General features: G+C 45.9%; 8 protein-coding genes. 7 read left to right on the top strand and 1 reads right to left on the bottom strand.

Features of this window, described 5'->3' with window-relative positions; translation table 11 throughout:
- Nucleotides 1-3: 3 nt before the first annotated feature.
- The 7 genes from pilQ to L0G63_RS06975 all read left to right on the top strand — a co-directional run bounded on the left by pilQ (nt 4) and on the right by L0G63_RS06975 (nt 13,869).
- Nucleotides 4-2,349 (top strand): type IV pilus secretin PilQ, encoded by a 2,346-nt coding sequence (gene pilQ, locus L0G63_RS07005; protein WP_301449994.1) that lies wholly within the window; start codon nt 4-6, stop codon nt 2,347-2,349.
- A 158-nt stretch (nt 2,350-2,507) separates the two neighbouring features.
- A complete protein-coding gene (gene aroK / locus L0G63_RS07000; protein WP_301449993.1) occupies nt 2,508-3,062 on the top strand; it encodes a shikimate kinase AroK in 555 nt (184 codons plus the stop codon).
- Between the two features lie 84 nt (nt 3,063-3,146).
- Nucleotides 3,147-4,256 (top strand): 3-dehydroquinate synthase, encoded by a 1,110-nt coding sequence (gene aroB / locus L0G63_RS06995; protein ID WP_301449992.1) that lies wholly within the window; start codon nt 3,147-3,149, stop codon nt 4,254-4,256.
- Between the two features lie 124 nt (nt 4,257-4,380).
- Complete coding sequence (locus L0G63_RS06990; RefSeq protein WP_301449991.1) at nt 4,381-5,484, top strand: hypothetical protein; 1,104 nt, start codon at nt 4,381-4,383, stop codon at nt 5,482-5,484.
- 877 nt (nt 5,485-6,361) lie between these two features.
- Complete coding sequence (gltB, locus tag L0G63_RS06985) at nt 6,362-10,825, top strand: glutamate synthase large subunit (RefSeq protein ID WP_301449990.1); 4,464 nt, start codon at nt 6,362-6,364, stop codon at nt 10,823-10,825.
- Nucleotides 10,826-11,030: 205 nt separating this feature from the next.
- Nucleotides 11,031-12,452, top strand: coding sequence for an FAD-dependent oxidoreductase (locus tag L0G63_RS06980; RefSeq protein WP_301449989.1), 1,422 nt, complete (start codon nt 11,031-11,033; stop codon nt 12,450-12,452).
- A gap of 205 nt (nt 12,453-12,657) precedes the next feature.
- Nucleotides 12,658-13,869, top strand: coding sequence for an FUSC family protein (locus L0G63_RS06975; protein ID WP_301449988.1), 1,212 nt, complete (start codon nt 12,658-12,660; stop codon nt 13,867-13,869).
- A gap of 73 nt (nt 13,870-13,942) precedes the next feature.
- On the opposite strand, the gene L0G63_RS06970 is transcribed toward L0G63_RS06975, so the two are convergent.
- The gene (locus tag L0G63_RS06970) at nt 13,943-15,070 is read right to left on the bottom strand and encodes a PotD/PotF family extracellular solute-binding protein (protein ID WP_301449987.1); all 1,128 of its coding nucleotides are present in this window, start codon (nt 15,068-15,070) and stop codon (nt 13,943-13,945) included.
- Nucleotides 15,071-15,291 lie beyond the last annotated feature (221 nt).

Genomic DNA, 15,291 nt, shown 5'->3' with positions numbered 1-15,291 from the left:
ATAATGACAGTACGCAATAACAAGGTAATGACAATGAGCAACCGCGTCTCTTCTGCTTTTGCCGTTTCAGCACTGGCAATGAGTATGGTAGCAGTCAGTAGTAGTGCCCATGCTGCGCAGCGTATCAATAGCGTGTCTGTAGTGCAAACTGCACCAGCAGTAACGCAAATGCGTTTAGGATTCACAGGATTACCAGTATTGCCTGCAGCCTACCAGCTTGATAATCCCAACCGTTTAGTATTAGACTTTGAGCAAGTACAAAACGGACTTGCCAATCGTTTTAATGAATATAACATTGGTATGGTTAATGATGTGACGACTTTGAATAGCGATAGCACCACGCGTCTTATCGTCGGCCTCAAACAGTCGGGAAATTATACGACAGCGATTGAAGGCAATGATCTGCTACTGACTATTACTGATCCTGATCGTCCAGTCATCACTAGTGATCCTGTACAGGATGTCATCAATAATAGTAACGGTATGACGACTACTGCGGTTGTCACGCCAATCGTTGAGACCAGCACGGTTCCTGTTGCAGCTGTCAGTACAAATAGCACAGTAGTGGTAGAAAACGAAGTACCAGCCGATACGATGGTAGTCAGAGTTAATCCACTGTTAAATCCACAACTTGCTTCGGCACAAGTGAGTAAGCAATACAGTTATGATGGCCTAAGTGCGGTTAATTTTTCAGCAAGCAATGATGGCGGTGGCAATGTCAGCATGGTGCTTGCCAATGAGGCCATTCCAGTAGACGTACAGCGCCAAGGTAACAAACTTGTTGTACGCCTAACGGGTAGTACGGTGCCAAGAAACCTACTACGCCGACTAAACATTAATAGCGGTCTTGTAAGTAGTATTGATACCAAAAACCAAGGTCAAAATGGTGTCATCACTATCAATATGACCAACGATTACGAGTATCAGGCTTATCAATCAGGCAACCAGCTAAATATCAGTATCAACCAGCCTGAGCTGCTCCGTGAACCAACGCTAGAAGAAAAAGTATACAGTGGTGAGCCATTGTCTATGGAGTTTCAAGACGTTGAGATTCGTAGTGTCCTAGACATTTTAGCGCAGTTTACTGATATGAATATCGTTGCTAGTGATTCAGTTGCTGGTAACATCACTTTGCGTCTGATCAATGTGCCTTGGGATCAAGCGCTTGATATTATTTTAAAGAGTAAAAATCTGGGCAAACGTGAAAACGGCAATGTGATTTTGGTCGCGCCAGCGACAGAGCTTGCAGAGCAAGAAGCACGTGAGCTTGAAGCACAGCAAGCGGTTGAATCTTTTGCACCGTTACGTACAGAGTACATCCGCTTAAGCTATGCTAAAGCGCAAGATGTTCTGACATTGATTTCTCAAGGCAGCGGCTCTTCTGGTAGTAGCTCAAACCGTGCCGACGACAATAACTCTTTGTTGTCAAATCGCGGCACCGTCACTGTGGATGAGCGTACCAATACCTTGATTGTCAAAGATGTGGCAGACAGCATTGAAAATATTCACAAACTCATTAGTAAGATTGATATTCCTGTACGTCAGGTTATGATTGAGGCACGTATTGTTAGTGCCACTGATACCTTTAGCAAAGAGATTGGAGTGCGCTGGGGGATTTTATCGAATGGAGCAGCCAACAATCGTAGCTTATTGGTTGGTGGTAGTGATCAAACCTTATGGGATTTAAAAGATTTTGATGTAGAAACGACAACTGTCAATGGTCAAACAGTGTCTTATCCCTCTTATGATATTACTCGTCCTGATAACCTAAACGTTGATTTGGGTATTGATAATGCAGCTGGCAGCATTGCTTTTGGTTTGCTTAGCATGTCTGATGTGATGCTTGATTTAGAGTTATCAGCGTTGCAGGCAGACAACCGTGGTGAAGTCATCTCGACTCCGAAAGTGTTGACGGCAGACAAGCAAACGGCGAAAGTTTCCTCTGGCACCCAAATCCCTTATCAAGAAGCCTCAGCCAGTGGTGCAACGACGACCAGTTTTAAAGAGGCTGCACTGAGTCTGGAAGCCACGCCAAACATCACTCCCGATGGAAAAATTGGTCTGCAGTTACTTATTAATAACGGTACGCCGACTATTATCAACAATCAGGTAGCTATTTCTGAGGATTCTATCTCAACCAATGTGATCGTTGAAGATGGTCAGACCGTGGTCTTAGGTGGTGTGTTCAAAAACCGTACCAGTAACGAAGTGGAAAAGGTGCCTTTCTTAGGGGATTTGCCGTATATTGGCCGCGCCTTCCGCAAAGATGTGCGTAGTAATGCCAAAGAAGAGCTATTAATCTTTGTCACACCAAAACTCATCAATGATGGTACCAGCCGCTTGAATTAATCACAGGTTGACCTACTTTAAAAAAGCGAGCCTGAGTGCTTGCTTTTTTTATGAGTCAGCCGAAAGATGGATGAGATTTTGCGGACAATTATCGCGGCTCGTTACTAGCCAGAATATCAATGACGTTGTATCATAGCTAATTTAGCTGAGTAAGTACTATGGTGGAGGAATTACCGTCGGTGTTTTTAGTAGGACCGATGGGAGCAGGGAAGACCACGATCGGTAAGCTGCTTGCCAAGCAATTAGGGCGCTCTTTTGTGGATAGTGATTGGTATATCGAATCGCAAACCGGTGCTGATATTGCTTGGATCTTCGCCAAAGAGGGTGAGGCGGGTTTTCGTGAGCGCGAAACACGTGCCATCGATGAGCTCACTCAAACGCCCCAAATTGTATTGGCCACTGGTGGCGGTGCAGTAATGTGTAGTGAAAACCGAGCGTTTTTAAAACAGCGCGGCATTGTGGTTTATCTTAATGCACCCGTTGATGTGCAAATGGCTCGCACGGCTAAAGACAAGTCGCGGCCTCTCTTACAGCAGCCCAATCCTAGAAAAATACTGCAAGACCTATATAGCATTCGCGATCCCTTGTATCGCCAAGTTGCGCATATTATTATGCCTACTGGCCACACTTACCCACGTCACATGGTTAGCCAATTGATGCAGCAGCTGAATGCCTTTTTTGATAGTACTGATGTGATATCAAAAGATAAATAGGGTCAGATTGACGCTATTGACTACCCTTACAGATGTATAATCGCTGCGATTTTTATCTCATTATAAATGCTTAAGGAGTGCCTCATGGCAACGCCACTGTTTTATGATAGCTTAACAGTTCGTACGCAAAGTCATGATTATCCAATCGTCATCACTGAAGATGCTACGTCAAAAGATGGCAGTATGGCAAAGCAGATCGCGCCTTATATCAGTGGTCGTCAAGTATTGATTGTGACCAACGATACGGTGGCACCGCTGTACTTAACAGCACTAGAAGAAGGGTTGGCAACAGATTTTACGGTAAAGGTTTGTGTGTTGCCAGATGGTGAGCAGTATAAGAACCAGTCCAGTATTGATAAAATCTATGATGCGCTCATGGCAGCGCATTTCAATCGCGACGTTACCCTCATCGCGCTTGGTGGCGGGGTGGTTGGAGACATGACAGGATTTGCGGCAGCAAGCTTTATGCGCGGCGTGAATTTTATTCAAATCCCAACGACGCTCTTATCACAAGTGGATTCTAGCGTCGGCGGCAAAACAGGTATCAATCATGCGCAGGGCAAAAACATGATTGGGGCATTTTGGCAACCAAAAATGGTTCTTGCTGATATGAGTACCCTCAAAACATTGCCTGCACGTGAGCTATCAGCGGGCATTGCTGAAATCATTAAGTATGCTCTTATCATGGACGAGACATTTTTGACATGGCTTGAGATAAATTTGCCAGCGATGATGACATTAGATTTGGCGGTACTTGGTGAGGCGGTGAAGCGCTGCTGTCAGTACAAAGCCAAGGTAGTCGCACAGGATGAAAGAGAGTCCGGTGTACGTGCATTGTTAAACTTTGGACATACTTTTGGCCATGTGATTGAGACCCACCAAGGCTACGGTAACTGGTTGCACGGTGAGGCAGTGGCGGCTGGCATGATGCAGGCGGCTGAGTTGTCTCAAAAAATGGGTTGGTTGACTCATGATGAAGTCGATCGTATCAAGAATGTATTGATGTTGGCCAACTTGCCGACAACGCCACCTGCGATTGATATAAAAACTGCTCTGGACCTAATGGGTCATGATAAAAAAGTGAAGCACGGACAAATCCGTCTGATTTTGTTAAAATCAATAGGAAGTGCGATATTGACCAATGATTTTGATGATCAGCTATTGTCTGACGTATGGTCACAACATAGTGTATGACGTCCCAACACTTTGTAATTGTCTTTATAGCACTCTGATACAGACATCATGTCATCAGCAGCACCTCTATTTGAATGGGCATTGATGTAATGCTTTTACATATGTTTTTACCAAGGATATTCCTATGGCAGCATCAACATCGAAGACGCGCACCGCTGGCCAGTCATACAGTCGCCAAGCCTTAATTTGGCTCGTCGCGACGTTGCTATTGGGCGTGGTGACAGCGTTGGTTTGGATGCTTAGCCAAACACCAGCAATGGGCGCTAAGATCGAAAATGAGCCTGTATCAGCACCGCAAATGTTGGCTGATGAGTTTGAGCAACCATTAAAAATCGAGTCGCTCCACGAGCTTGATACTGACGTGCAACCGATTAGCTTTGACGCCACTGTCCGTGATTTGCGTAATTATCCTGACGAGTTTAAAGACAAGCGCTATCTACTTGCCAACAAGGGTAAGTGGACCGTGCAGGTGATGAATGTCGCTGAAAATGACGTGATTGTCAGTTATTTAGAAGGCCGTGAAGATCGTGACAAGTTTGCCTATTTCCGCTATCTTGATAGTGAAAACCAAGTCCGTTATATGTTGACTTATGGAATCATGAGTAGTCCACAAGAAGCCGTTGGTGCAGCAAAGCTTATAGATTTTAAATTGCCTGCCAATGTGCGTGTGCTACCAGAAGAGATCAATCGATACGTCAGTATTATTGATAACTATGAACGTCCTGATCCAGTAAAAGATTTAAGTGCCAAGCGTACGCGTGCGGTCAATCTAAAACCCACTAAGCGTGAAGTGCCAGCGCGTCAGCAAGCTCAAGCAGTTAACAATACGGCTAATGAGCAAGAAGCCGCTAACACCAATGCGAGTCGCGATAGTCAACGACCCTCTAACGATAGCACCCCAGTAGAAAGCATCCGTCAATCGGCAGATACCTCTGAAACATTATCTGTCACAGAAGAGCGCACAGTTGGCAATGAGCCGCAATCAACTGATGAGGCATCAAGTCAAACGGAAAGTAGTACCAATAACTCCAAGCAGGAAAATAAAAAGCCGTCAACAGCAGGTGCAGATAATAGCACCGCTAAAAAACCACCCGCTGTACCTGCGCCAAAACCGCCCAATACGAGCAACAATGGGGCAAATAGTAATGCAAATGCGCCTAAAAATAATAATGCGCCTAAAGATAATAGTGACAGTATCAAGTCGTTAATAGAGGAAAAAAGCAACTAGTATTGTAATTGACTAATATCCGTCGTTCAAAAACCCCGTTGACAGAACAGTTAGCGAGGTTTTTTGCTATGTATTAATAGTCACTTTGATATGTTTATCATGGCTTCCCAAAGGTATCAGCGCACCTTCTACCATTGAGCTAAATGCTCTTTCGGCGGCTTTGCATTATATTTCTAATGGTATTTTTTATTGTCCTATAACCAATAGTAATAAGTGTTCTTACAAATTATGGCTGTTCAATCGATAGAAAAGACTAGATTTTTTGTGAATCATTAACTAATATAACTGTGGGCGACGTTCTGTATAGTTATCGTAAAAAACTATTATTAAACAAGCATTTAGTGATAGATCTATCATTTATAGGGTTTATTACTGAAATTTGTTGTCTCAAGCGCGGCTACTTACAACCGACATCAAGATCATTGTAAGTGACGCAACCTCTCTTATTGTCACTCTTGTTGGAGTGAATAAGGCGCTTGAATACAGAGCGTCAGATATTCAAGATGAATCACCTGTACGATTATTAAGTGGTTAGCTGTCCGTTATTTATTGCTAAAAAGGACAACATAACAAACAATGCTTAAATGAATCGCATAACGTATCACTGATTAAGTAGCTGGCATTTAGGAGGATAGATGACTCCATTGCAAAGGGCGGCTACTTGCTATCAGTGGGGATGCGCTTCATAGGCCATGACATACCTGATGACCAGGAAGGGTCAAGGTTGATGTGCTTTTAGAGCACGATGTCGATTGAGCATTGCCTCACTTATTAATACAAATACCCGAATATCCACTATCAGCCCGTTCTGCTTACGGGTACCAGCTTTTACTCCGCATTGGAGGTATAAGTTCCCGTCTACTTAAAAGGACAAGCTATGTCAATGATTTCCTCGCAAACACACCTGGCCACGCCAGATGATTTTTCTGACAATTGCGGTTTTGGTCTAATTGCCCATATTAAGGGCCAAGCCAGCCATGATTTGGTAAAAACGGCTATTCATAGTTTAAGTTGTATGACACATCGCGGCGGTGTGGCGGCTGACGGTAGAACTGGCGATGGTTGTGGTCTGCTATTAGCAACACCTACCGATTTCTTCAAACAAATTGCTGCTGAGCAGCAGCTAGTCATTACGGACAATTTTGCCGTTGGTATGGTGTTCGTCAACTTGGACGATGATAAGGCCAAACATAGCCAGCAGGTGTTAAGCGAAGAGATTACTGCACAAGGGTTAGAGGTGGCTGGCTGGCGTGATGTACCGCTCGATTTGAGTATTGTTGGTGACATCGGCCGTGAGACATTACCAGACTTTAAGCAGGTATTTGTTAGTGCGTCAGATGATTTGGCTGCTGATGACTTTAACCGTAAGCTGTTTGTGGCACGCAAAAAGGCAGAGCAGCGTCTGATCGATGATGAATTGTTTTACGTGTGCTCGTTGAACTGCCAGACGATTATTTATAAAGGTCTGGTCATGCCTTCAGATTTACCAGCCTTTTTCTTAGATTTACAAGATGAGCGCTTGGCGTCACATATCGTGGTTTTCCATCAGCGTTTTTCGACCAATACGTTACCGCGCTGGCCGCTTGCGCAGCCATTCCGCTATCTGGCTCATAATGGTGAGTTAAATACCATTACAGGTAACCGCAATTGGTCTAAAGCTCGCACACCAAAGCTCAAATCAGACAAACTGCCGAACCTAAATAAATTGACGCCGCTTGTAAATACCACAGGCTCTGACTCATCAAGCTTAGATAATATGCTTGAAGTACTGATGTCTGGTGGTATGAACTTATTTCATGCGATGTCAATTTTGGTGCCACCAGCATGGCAGAACGTCGATAGCATGGACATGGATTTGCGAGCGTTTTATGAGTTTTACTCGCAGCACATGGAAGCATGGGATGGTCCTGCAGGCCTTGTCATTCAAGATGGCCGTTATGCCGTCTGTATGCTCGATAGAAACGGTCTGCGTCCATCGCGCTGGGTAACGACTAAGAATGGCTATATCACTGTAGCATCGGAGGTAGGGGTTTGGGACTACTCACCACAAGATGTATTGGCAAAAGGTCGAGTTGGCCCAGGTCAAATGCTCGTTATCGATACAGTGACAGGTCAGGTTCTAGATACGACTGCCATTGCAACGTTGTTGAAAAATGCGCATCCGTACCGTAAGTGGCTACGTGAAGAGGCCACCCGTATTCGTGATGACGAGCGCTTAGAAGAAACATTGGCAATGCAAGCTTGCCGCGGTGACAAGCTAAAAGCATTACAAAAAATGTATCACATCACCAATGAAGAGCGTACCGAAATCATTCGACCCAATGCAGAGAATGGCCAAGAGCCAGTAGGCTCGATGGGTGACGATACGCCAATGGCAGTACTGTCACAGCAGATACGTCATGTGGGTGATTTTTTCCGTCAGCAGTTCGCGCAGGTGACCAACCCGCCAATCGATCCACTACGTGAATCCATTGTGATGTCACTACAAACTTGCCTAGGCGCTGAAACCAATGTGTTTGCGCCATCAGCAAGAGATGCTCATCGTATTATTTTGTCATCACCAGTCTTGTCAGCCAGCAAGATGCAGCAGCTTGAAACGTTGGATGATCCAGCATTCAAGATGGCTCGTATCGATCTGAACTATGACCGTACTCTAGAGCTATCTGATGCTATCGTTGCTATTTGCGAAGAAGTGGCAGATAACATCCGTTCGGGCAATACCTTGATCGTACTGTCTGATAAAGAGATCGATGCAGAAAAAGTACCTGCCAATGCCATCATGGTCACAGGAGCCGTGCACCATTACCTGATTGCAGAAGGCATCCGTACTGATGCCAACCTAGTCGTTGAGACAGGTCTTGCTCGTGACTCGCATCAAGTAGCTGTATTGATCGGGTTTGGTGCAACTTGTGTATATCCATATCTGGCATATGATGTCATCGATGACTTGGTTGCGACTGGTGAGTTGCTTGGTGACCCAATTCAAGCCCGCGTCAATTTCCGTAAAGGCTTGGATAAAGGCTTATTAAAGATTTTGTCGAAAATGGGCATCTCGACCATTGTCTCTTATCGCGGCGCGCAGTTGTTTGAAGCGGTCGGCCTGTCTGAAGAGGTGGTCAATCTGTGCTTTAAAGGCGTACAAAGCCGCATCAAAGGCGCGACTTTTGCTGACTTAGCTGCCGATCAAGCCGTACTTGCTGCCAATGCCTTTAAACGCCGTGCACCGCTCGATCAAGGCGGTTTGCTCAAATTTGTCTTTGACAAAGAGTATCATGCTTTCAATCCTGACGTGATTAACAGCTTACATACGGCGGTACGTACGGGTGATTACGAAAATTACCAGAATTATGCCAACCTCGTAAATAGCCGCCCAGTTGCGACGTTGCGTGACTTGTTACAACTAAAAACTGACAACAGCATCGATGTTAATGAGGTCGAAGACATCTCTGAGATTTTGACGCGCTTTGACTCAGCTGGCATGTCATTAGGCGCTTTATCGCCTGAGGCGCACGAGTCCATAGCGATGGCAATGAACACGATTGGCGGGCGCTCAAACTCAGGTGAGGGCGGCGAAGATCCGGTGCGTTATGGCACCTTGCGTAACTCGAAGATTAAACAAGTTGCCTCTGGTCGTTTTGGTGTGACGCCTGCGTACCTGCGCTCAGCGGAGGTGATGCAGATCAAAGTAGCTCAGGGTGCTAAGCCGGGTGAGGGTGGTCAGCTGCCAGGCGGCAAGGTCAATGCTTTGATTGCGCGTCTGCGTTACTCCGTACCGGGGGTGACGCTAATTTCGCCGCCGCCGCATCATGATATTTATTCTATCGAAGATTTGGCGCAGCTGATTTTTGACTTAAAACAAGTCAATCCAGACGCATTGGTATCGGTCAAACTGGTCTCACGTCCAGGCGTTGGTACGATTGCGACGGGCGTTGCCAAAGCTTACGCTGATTTGATTACGATCTCAGGTTATGATGGAGGTACAGCAGCGTCTCCGCTGTCGTCTATCCATCATGCAGGCTCACCGTGGGAGCTTGGCTTGGCTGAGACGCATCAATCTCTACGAGTGAATGGGTTGCGCGATAAGGTACGTGTGCAGACTGATGGCGGTTTAAAAACAGGATTGGATGTTGTAAAAGCAGCTATTCTTGGTGCTGAGAGCTTTGGCTTTGGCACCACGCCGATGATTGCGGTTGGTTGTAAGTACCTACGTATCTGTCATTTAAACAACTGTCCAACAGGCGTTGCTACCCAAAAATCCAAGTTGCGTGATGAGCACTTCATCGGTGAGGCGGAGATGTTAATCAACTTCTTTAAGTTTGTGGCGACTGAAACGCGTGAATGGTTAGCTATACTGGGTGTTCGCAGTATGGAAGAGCTGGTTGGGCGTACAGATTTGCTTGATATTTTAGAAGGCAATACGGCTAAGCAGCGCCATCTTGATTTGACGCCACTACTATTTAGTCACCCAGCCAGCGTGGGCAAAGCCCAAACGTGTCAGGTGGAGCGTAACGAGCCGTTTGATAAAGGCTTACTGGCTGAGCAAATGATTCGCGATATGCTCGTCAATATTCGTCAAGGCTCAGGTGGCGATTATAGCTATTTCGTTGGCAACTGTGACCGCTCTATCGGCGCGCGTATTTCGGGCGAGATTGCGCAAGTATGGGGCAACCTTGGCATGAGTGATATGCCAATCAAGCTTCGTTTGACGGGGACCGCAGGGCAGAGCTTGGGTGTGTGGAATGCTGGCGGCCTAAACATTGAGCTTGAAGGCGATGCCAATGACTATGTCGGTAAAGGCATGGCAGGTGGTGAAATTGTCATTTATCCGCCGAAAGCGTCAAACTTTACGGCACAAAAAACCGCCATCATTGGTAATACCTGTCTATATGGTGCAACAGGTGGTAAGTTATATGCTGCTGGGACCGCAGGTGAGCGTTTTGGTGTTCGTAACTCTGGCGCGCATGCGGTTATCGAAGGCACAGGCGACCATTGCTGTGAATATATGACGGGCGGTATCGTCACGATTCTTGGACGTACTGGTCTTAACTTTGGGGCTGGTATGACGGGTGGTTTTGCTTATGTACTCGACATGGAAGGCGACTTCTTTGATCGTTGCAACCATGAGCTTATCGATCTGAACCGCATCTCAAGCGAGCAAACAGAAGAGCACCGAATTCACTTACAACAAGTGATTGAAGCTCATGTAGATAAAACAGGCAGTGCATGGGGTCAGACCATATTGGACGACTTTGAGCATTATGTTCGTAAATTCTATTTGGTAAAACCAAAAGCGGCGAACATTGCAAGCCTTCTTAAAACCACCATGGCTGATCCACAGTAGCCGATTTGTGATTGTTGGTCATCTCAGTGATCGACAATCACGCTGATTAGGTTAGCCGGCGTTCCGTTTTTAGAGACGTTTTAACTCACAGGTTTTCAGCAGGTAAGTGACAGCAGCACCTTATATATCTTCGGTTGTCGTTCAGACAGACTCGCTGGTTGTCACCACCCACTGCAAAAGAGCCTTATATAAAAGAGATAGCACCATGGCAAAACGCTTAGAAAATAACTTTCAGTTTTTAGATGTACCCAGATTCGATCCAACCAAAAAAGACATTGCCACGCGCTCAACAGAGTTTGTTGAGATTTATAAGCCATTTGAAAATGAAGCCGTTGCTCAGCAAGCGCACCGTTGTCTTGAGTGTGGTAATCCGTACTGCGAATGGAAATGCCCAGTACACAACTATATTCCTAACTGGCTAAAGCTGGCGACCGAAGGACAGATCTTTCAAGCGGCTGAATTGTGTCACCGTACCAATACTTTGCCTGAGGTCTGTGGACGAGTTTGCCCGCAAGATCGTTTGTGTGAAGGCGCTTGTACCTTAAATGACGGTTTTGGCGCAGTGACGATTGGTAATGTTGAAAAGTACATCAACGATACTGCTTTTGCCTTAGGCTGGCGTCCAGATATGTCCGAGGTGGTTTGGACGGACAAAAAAGTCGCTATCATTGGTGCAGGGCCAGCAGGTCTTGGTTGTGCGGACATCTTGGTTAGAAATGGTGTAAAGCCTGTCGTTTTTGATAAGCGCCCTGAAATTGGCGGCTTATTGACCTTTGGTATTCCTGAGTTCAAAATGGAAAAGGATGTCATGCGCAATCGCCGTGTGATTTTTGAAGGCATGGGTATTGAGTTTCGCCTCAAGACCGAAATCGGTACAGACGTCACCATTGATGAGCTGTTGAGCGAGTACGACGCGGTATTTATGGGTATGGGTACATACACTTATATGCGCGGCGGGTTTGCTGGTGAAGAGCTAGATGGCGTTTATGATGCATTAGATTATCTGATTGCCAACGTCAATCGCTGTAACGACTGGGAAAAAGATGCTGAAGAGTACAACGACTTTAAAGGCAAAAGAGTCGTGGTACTGGGCGGCGGCGATACGGCGATGGACTGCAACCGTACCAGCATTCGCCAAGGCGCTGAGCAAGTCGTCTGTGCCTATCGCCGTGATGAAGAAAACATGCCAGGCTCACGCCGCGAGGTGGTTAATGCGCGCGAGGAAGGAGTGCAGTTTTTGTTCAACCGTCAGCCGACCGAAATCATCGGCCTAAATGGTAAGGTCAATGGCGTCAAGGTCGTCACCACACAACTGGGCGCGCCAGACAATCGTGGCCGTCGTCGTCCTGAGCCGATTCCAAATTCAGAAGAGATCATTGAGTGTGATGCGGTGATTATGGCCTTTGGTTTTCGTCCTAGCCCTGCCGACTGGTTTGAGTCGCAGCAAGTGGCCATGGATAGCTCGGGCCGCGTGCTAGCGCTCGAGCAGCAGACATTTAAATTTCAAACCAGCAATCCCAAAATCTTTGCAGGTGGCGATATGGTGCGCGGCTCGGACTTAGTTGTCACGGCTATTTGGGAAGGTCGCGAAGCGGCGGAAGGTATCTTAGACTTTTTAGAAGTATAATTACCTCGATTTAGATTCCACGATTTATTAGTGGTTTGTGATGTAAACGTCTTTTGTCTTTTATCAGACAAAAGGCGTTTTTTTTGAGTGATGCTTGGTAAATAAAGGCTCGACTGCTAGTCTGTTTTTGCGTACCCTATATGCTTTATCGTTTACCTCATTTATCCACTAAAACTCGTTTATTCACTAAAAAGAGTAGCCTTGCGTGAAATCAACCTTTTACCAGCGTGTTACTGCTCCATTCATCGAGCCTTACATTCGTTATCAACGTGCAGATGTGTTACATGCTTGTCGTCTGGGAGTGGCTGTCATACTGGCGCTATTAGTCAATAAAGTCACAAACCTGCCGCATGGTGAGTGGACCACCATTACGGTTTTTATTATTTTAGGATTGTTACAGTATCAAGGCGCTATCTATACCAAAGCCAAAGAGCGTGTGCTGGGCACGCTACTAGGTATTGGCACAGCATTAGGGGTGTTGTGGTTCAATCAAAATGCAGGGGCATGGCTATGGATCGATTATGCACTTATCGGTATATTAAGCGGCATTATTGGCTATCTAGCCGTTCGTAAGCTTGGCTACACAGGGCTGCTGACGGGTATTACGATGTTAATGATTGTCTCCGATCTAGGCAATAGCAGTATTGGTCAAGACGGCATTTACCGTGCGCTCAATATCTTGCTAGGGACAGGCGTAGCGGTCGCAGTCACACTCATTTTGCCGCTAAAATCAACGCTGATGTGGCGATTTCTATTGAGTAGCAATCTTGATGCTTGTAGCAGCTTGTATGCAAGCGTTGGCCATCATATTGATGCAGCGGACGGAGCGGCGGGTAACACGACCCATAAATCAAATCCAGTGGCTTTTTCAGTTGAAGAAATACCTGTTGATAGAGCGTTGGTCACCACATTACAACAGATCAATAAGCGCCTACTGGCCGTGCGTCCACATATCGCTGCGACCGCAAGTGAGTCAGGGATCGAAAAAGAGACGCTGGAGACCATTCAACGTACCCATCGCAATATCATTGGCACCATTGATTTGTTATTAAGTGCTGCGCCGCGCTTGGCAAATATTGAAATCGATGAGGAGAACCATGTTTTATTGGTTCATTATCAGCATGAGTTGACGCAAGCGATGCAGCATATGGCTGCGGTGCTACGTAGTCCCAGTGATGAAGTGTTTCGTCCCATTACGCGTATTGCCGTCTCAGAGTATCCAAGCGTACAGCGTTTAGCGTTTGAGTGGCAGGGATACTTTTGGTTGACCCAAACCTTGCAAACCCAGTTGCAACAGTTGAGCGACTTGTTACAAACGACTAAACCGCAGTGGTTTGCAGCCTCAGGTCTACGCTATCAGCGCCGCGAGCAACGCCGCATCGAGGACAAAGGCGGCGAGACGGATTTGCATTTATAATATAAAAAACGCAGATCTTAGATCAGCGTTTTTATTTTTGAACTACTAGGATTAAGCAATTACGTCATGGCTATTAACGGCCTGTTTTTAGCTTATCCCAATACTGCTGATACATTTGCAAGGCTTCATCACCCACATCTTCTTGGAACTCTGCTTTTGCCAGTACTTCTTTAGAAGGGTAAATCGCCGGATTGTTGCGCACTGATTCGTCCATCATCTCGCGTGCGGCTAAGTTTGGCGACGCATAGCCAATCTCTTCACTCACGATTTTGGCGTTTTCAGGACGCAGCAAGTAATCAATGAATTTGTGCGCCGCATCAACCTGCTTGGCATTTTTTGGAATGACAAAGTTGTCCATCCACAAGATAGCGCCTTCAGTTGGGTATTTATACACCAAGCTTGTCAGACCCTCGTCGTTGGCCATGACTGCTTCACCATTCCATGTCATACCAAGCGTCGTCTCCCCTTCGATATACGGCATACGGGTGGCATCTGAGTTGAACGTTTTGACATTTGGCATCAAGGTCGTAAGCTTATCGTAAGCCGCTTTGATTTCGTCAGGGTCACTGCTGTTGCCTGAGTACCCTAAGGTCAGTAGCGCCATACCAAACACTTCACGCACATCATTGGTGAGCATCACCTGATCTTTGTATTTTGGATCCCATAGGTCGTTCCAGCTATTGACCGTTGCAGGATCGACACTGTCACCATTGATGGCAAGACCCGTGCTGCCCCACATATAGGGAATCGAATATTTGTTGTCAGGATCGACTTTGGTATTGGTAAAGGAGGTATCAAGGTTTTTAAAGTTGCTCAGTTTGGATTTATCGAGCTCTTGCAGCAGTCCTTCTTTGGCCATCTTTTCGACATAATAGGTCGATGGAATGGCCAAGTCATATTGGCTTGAATCATCAAGCAATTTGAGTTTGGCGTACATGGCTTCGTTGGAATCAAACGTTGTGTAATTGACCGTGATACCAGTTTCTTCCTCAAAACCATCCAAAATCTCTTGTGGCATGTACTCTGACCAATTATATAAATTGAGTGTCTCATTGTTCGCCGCAGCGCTAGCATCTGCCGCATTGTTAGAATTGCTACAGCTGGATAATGCCAAGCCAACAGTGGCTGCTAGTAATGCTTTTGGCAGCATACGTCCAAAGCGTGCTGGGCTGCTTGAATGGGACGATGATAAATGGGTCAAAATACCTCTCCTAAATAAAGATAATGCAAATCAAAAATGCGGATAAAAATGATAAGGCAATCAATGCCTAATGTCGCCAATAACACTATTATGGTTATCACTTTGCACAATTTAAAGGGCTATTATTAAGACGATGCTTAGTTATGCTAATAAAAGTCGCTAATAATACTAGGGTGTGTATAGAATTCAAATCAGGGGCAACCAGATAAAGACACAAGCGA

This window comes from Psychrobacter sp., from assembly GCF_030454045.1.
In the GTDB taxonomy this organism is placed as follows: Bacteria; Pseudomonadota; Gammaproteobacteria; order Pseudomonadales; family Moraxellaceae; genus Psychrobacter.
The sequence above is the reverse complement of the archived record's forward strand: the minus strand, read 5'-3'. Positions and strand labels throughout refer to the sequence as shown.

Coding starts and splice junctions, on each gene's coding strand:
- L0G63_RS06990 (WP_301449991.1), top strand. CDS start 4,381: ATGGCAGCATCAACATCGAAGACGCGCACCGCTGGCCAGTCATACAGT.
- aroK (WP_301449993.1), top strand. CDS start 2,508: ATGGTGGAGGAATTACCGTCGGTGTTTTTAGTAGGACCGATGGGAGCA.
- aroB (WP_301449992.1), top strand. CDS start 3,147: ATGGCAACGCCACTGTTTTATGATAGCTTAACAGTTCGTACGCAAAGT.
- gltB (WP_301449990.1), top strand. CDS start 6,362: ATGTCAATGATTTCCTCGCAAACACACCTGGCCACGCCAGATGATTTT.
- pilQ (WP_301449994.1), top strand. CDS start 4: ATGACAGTACGCAATAACAAGGTAATGACAATGAGCAACCGCGTCTCT.
- L0G63_RS06980 (WP_301449989.1), top strand. CDS start 11,031: ATGGCAAAACGCTTAGAAAATAACTTTCAGTTTTTAGATGTACCCAGA.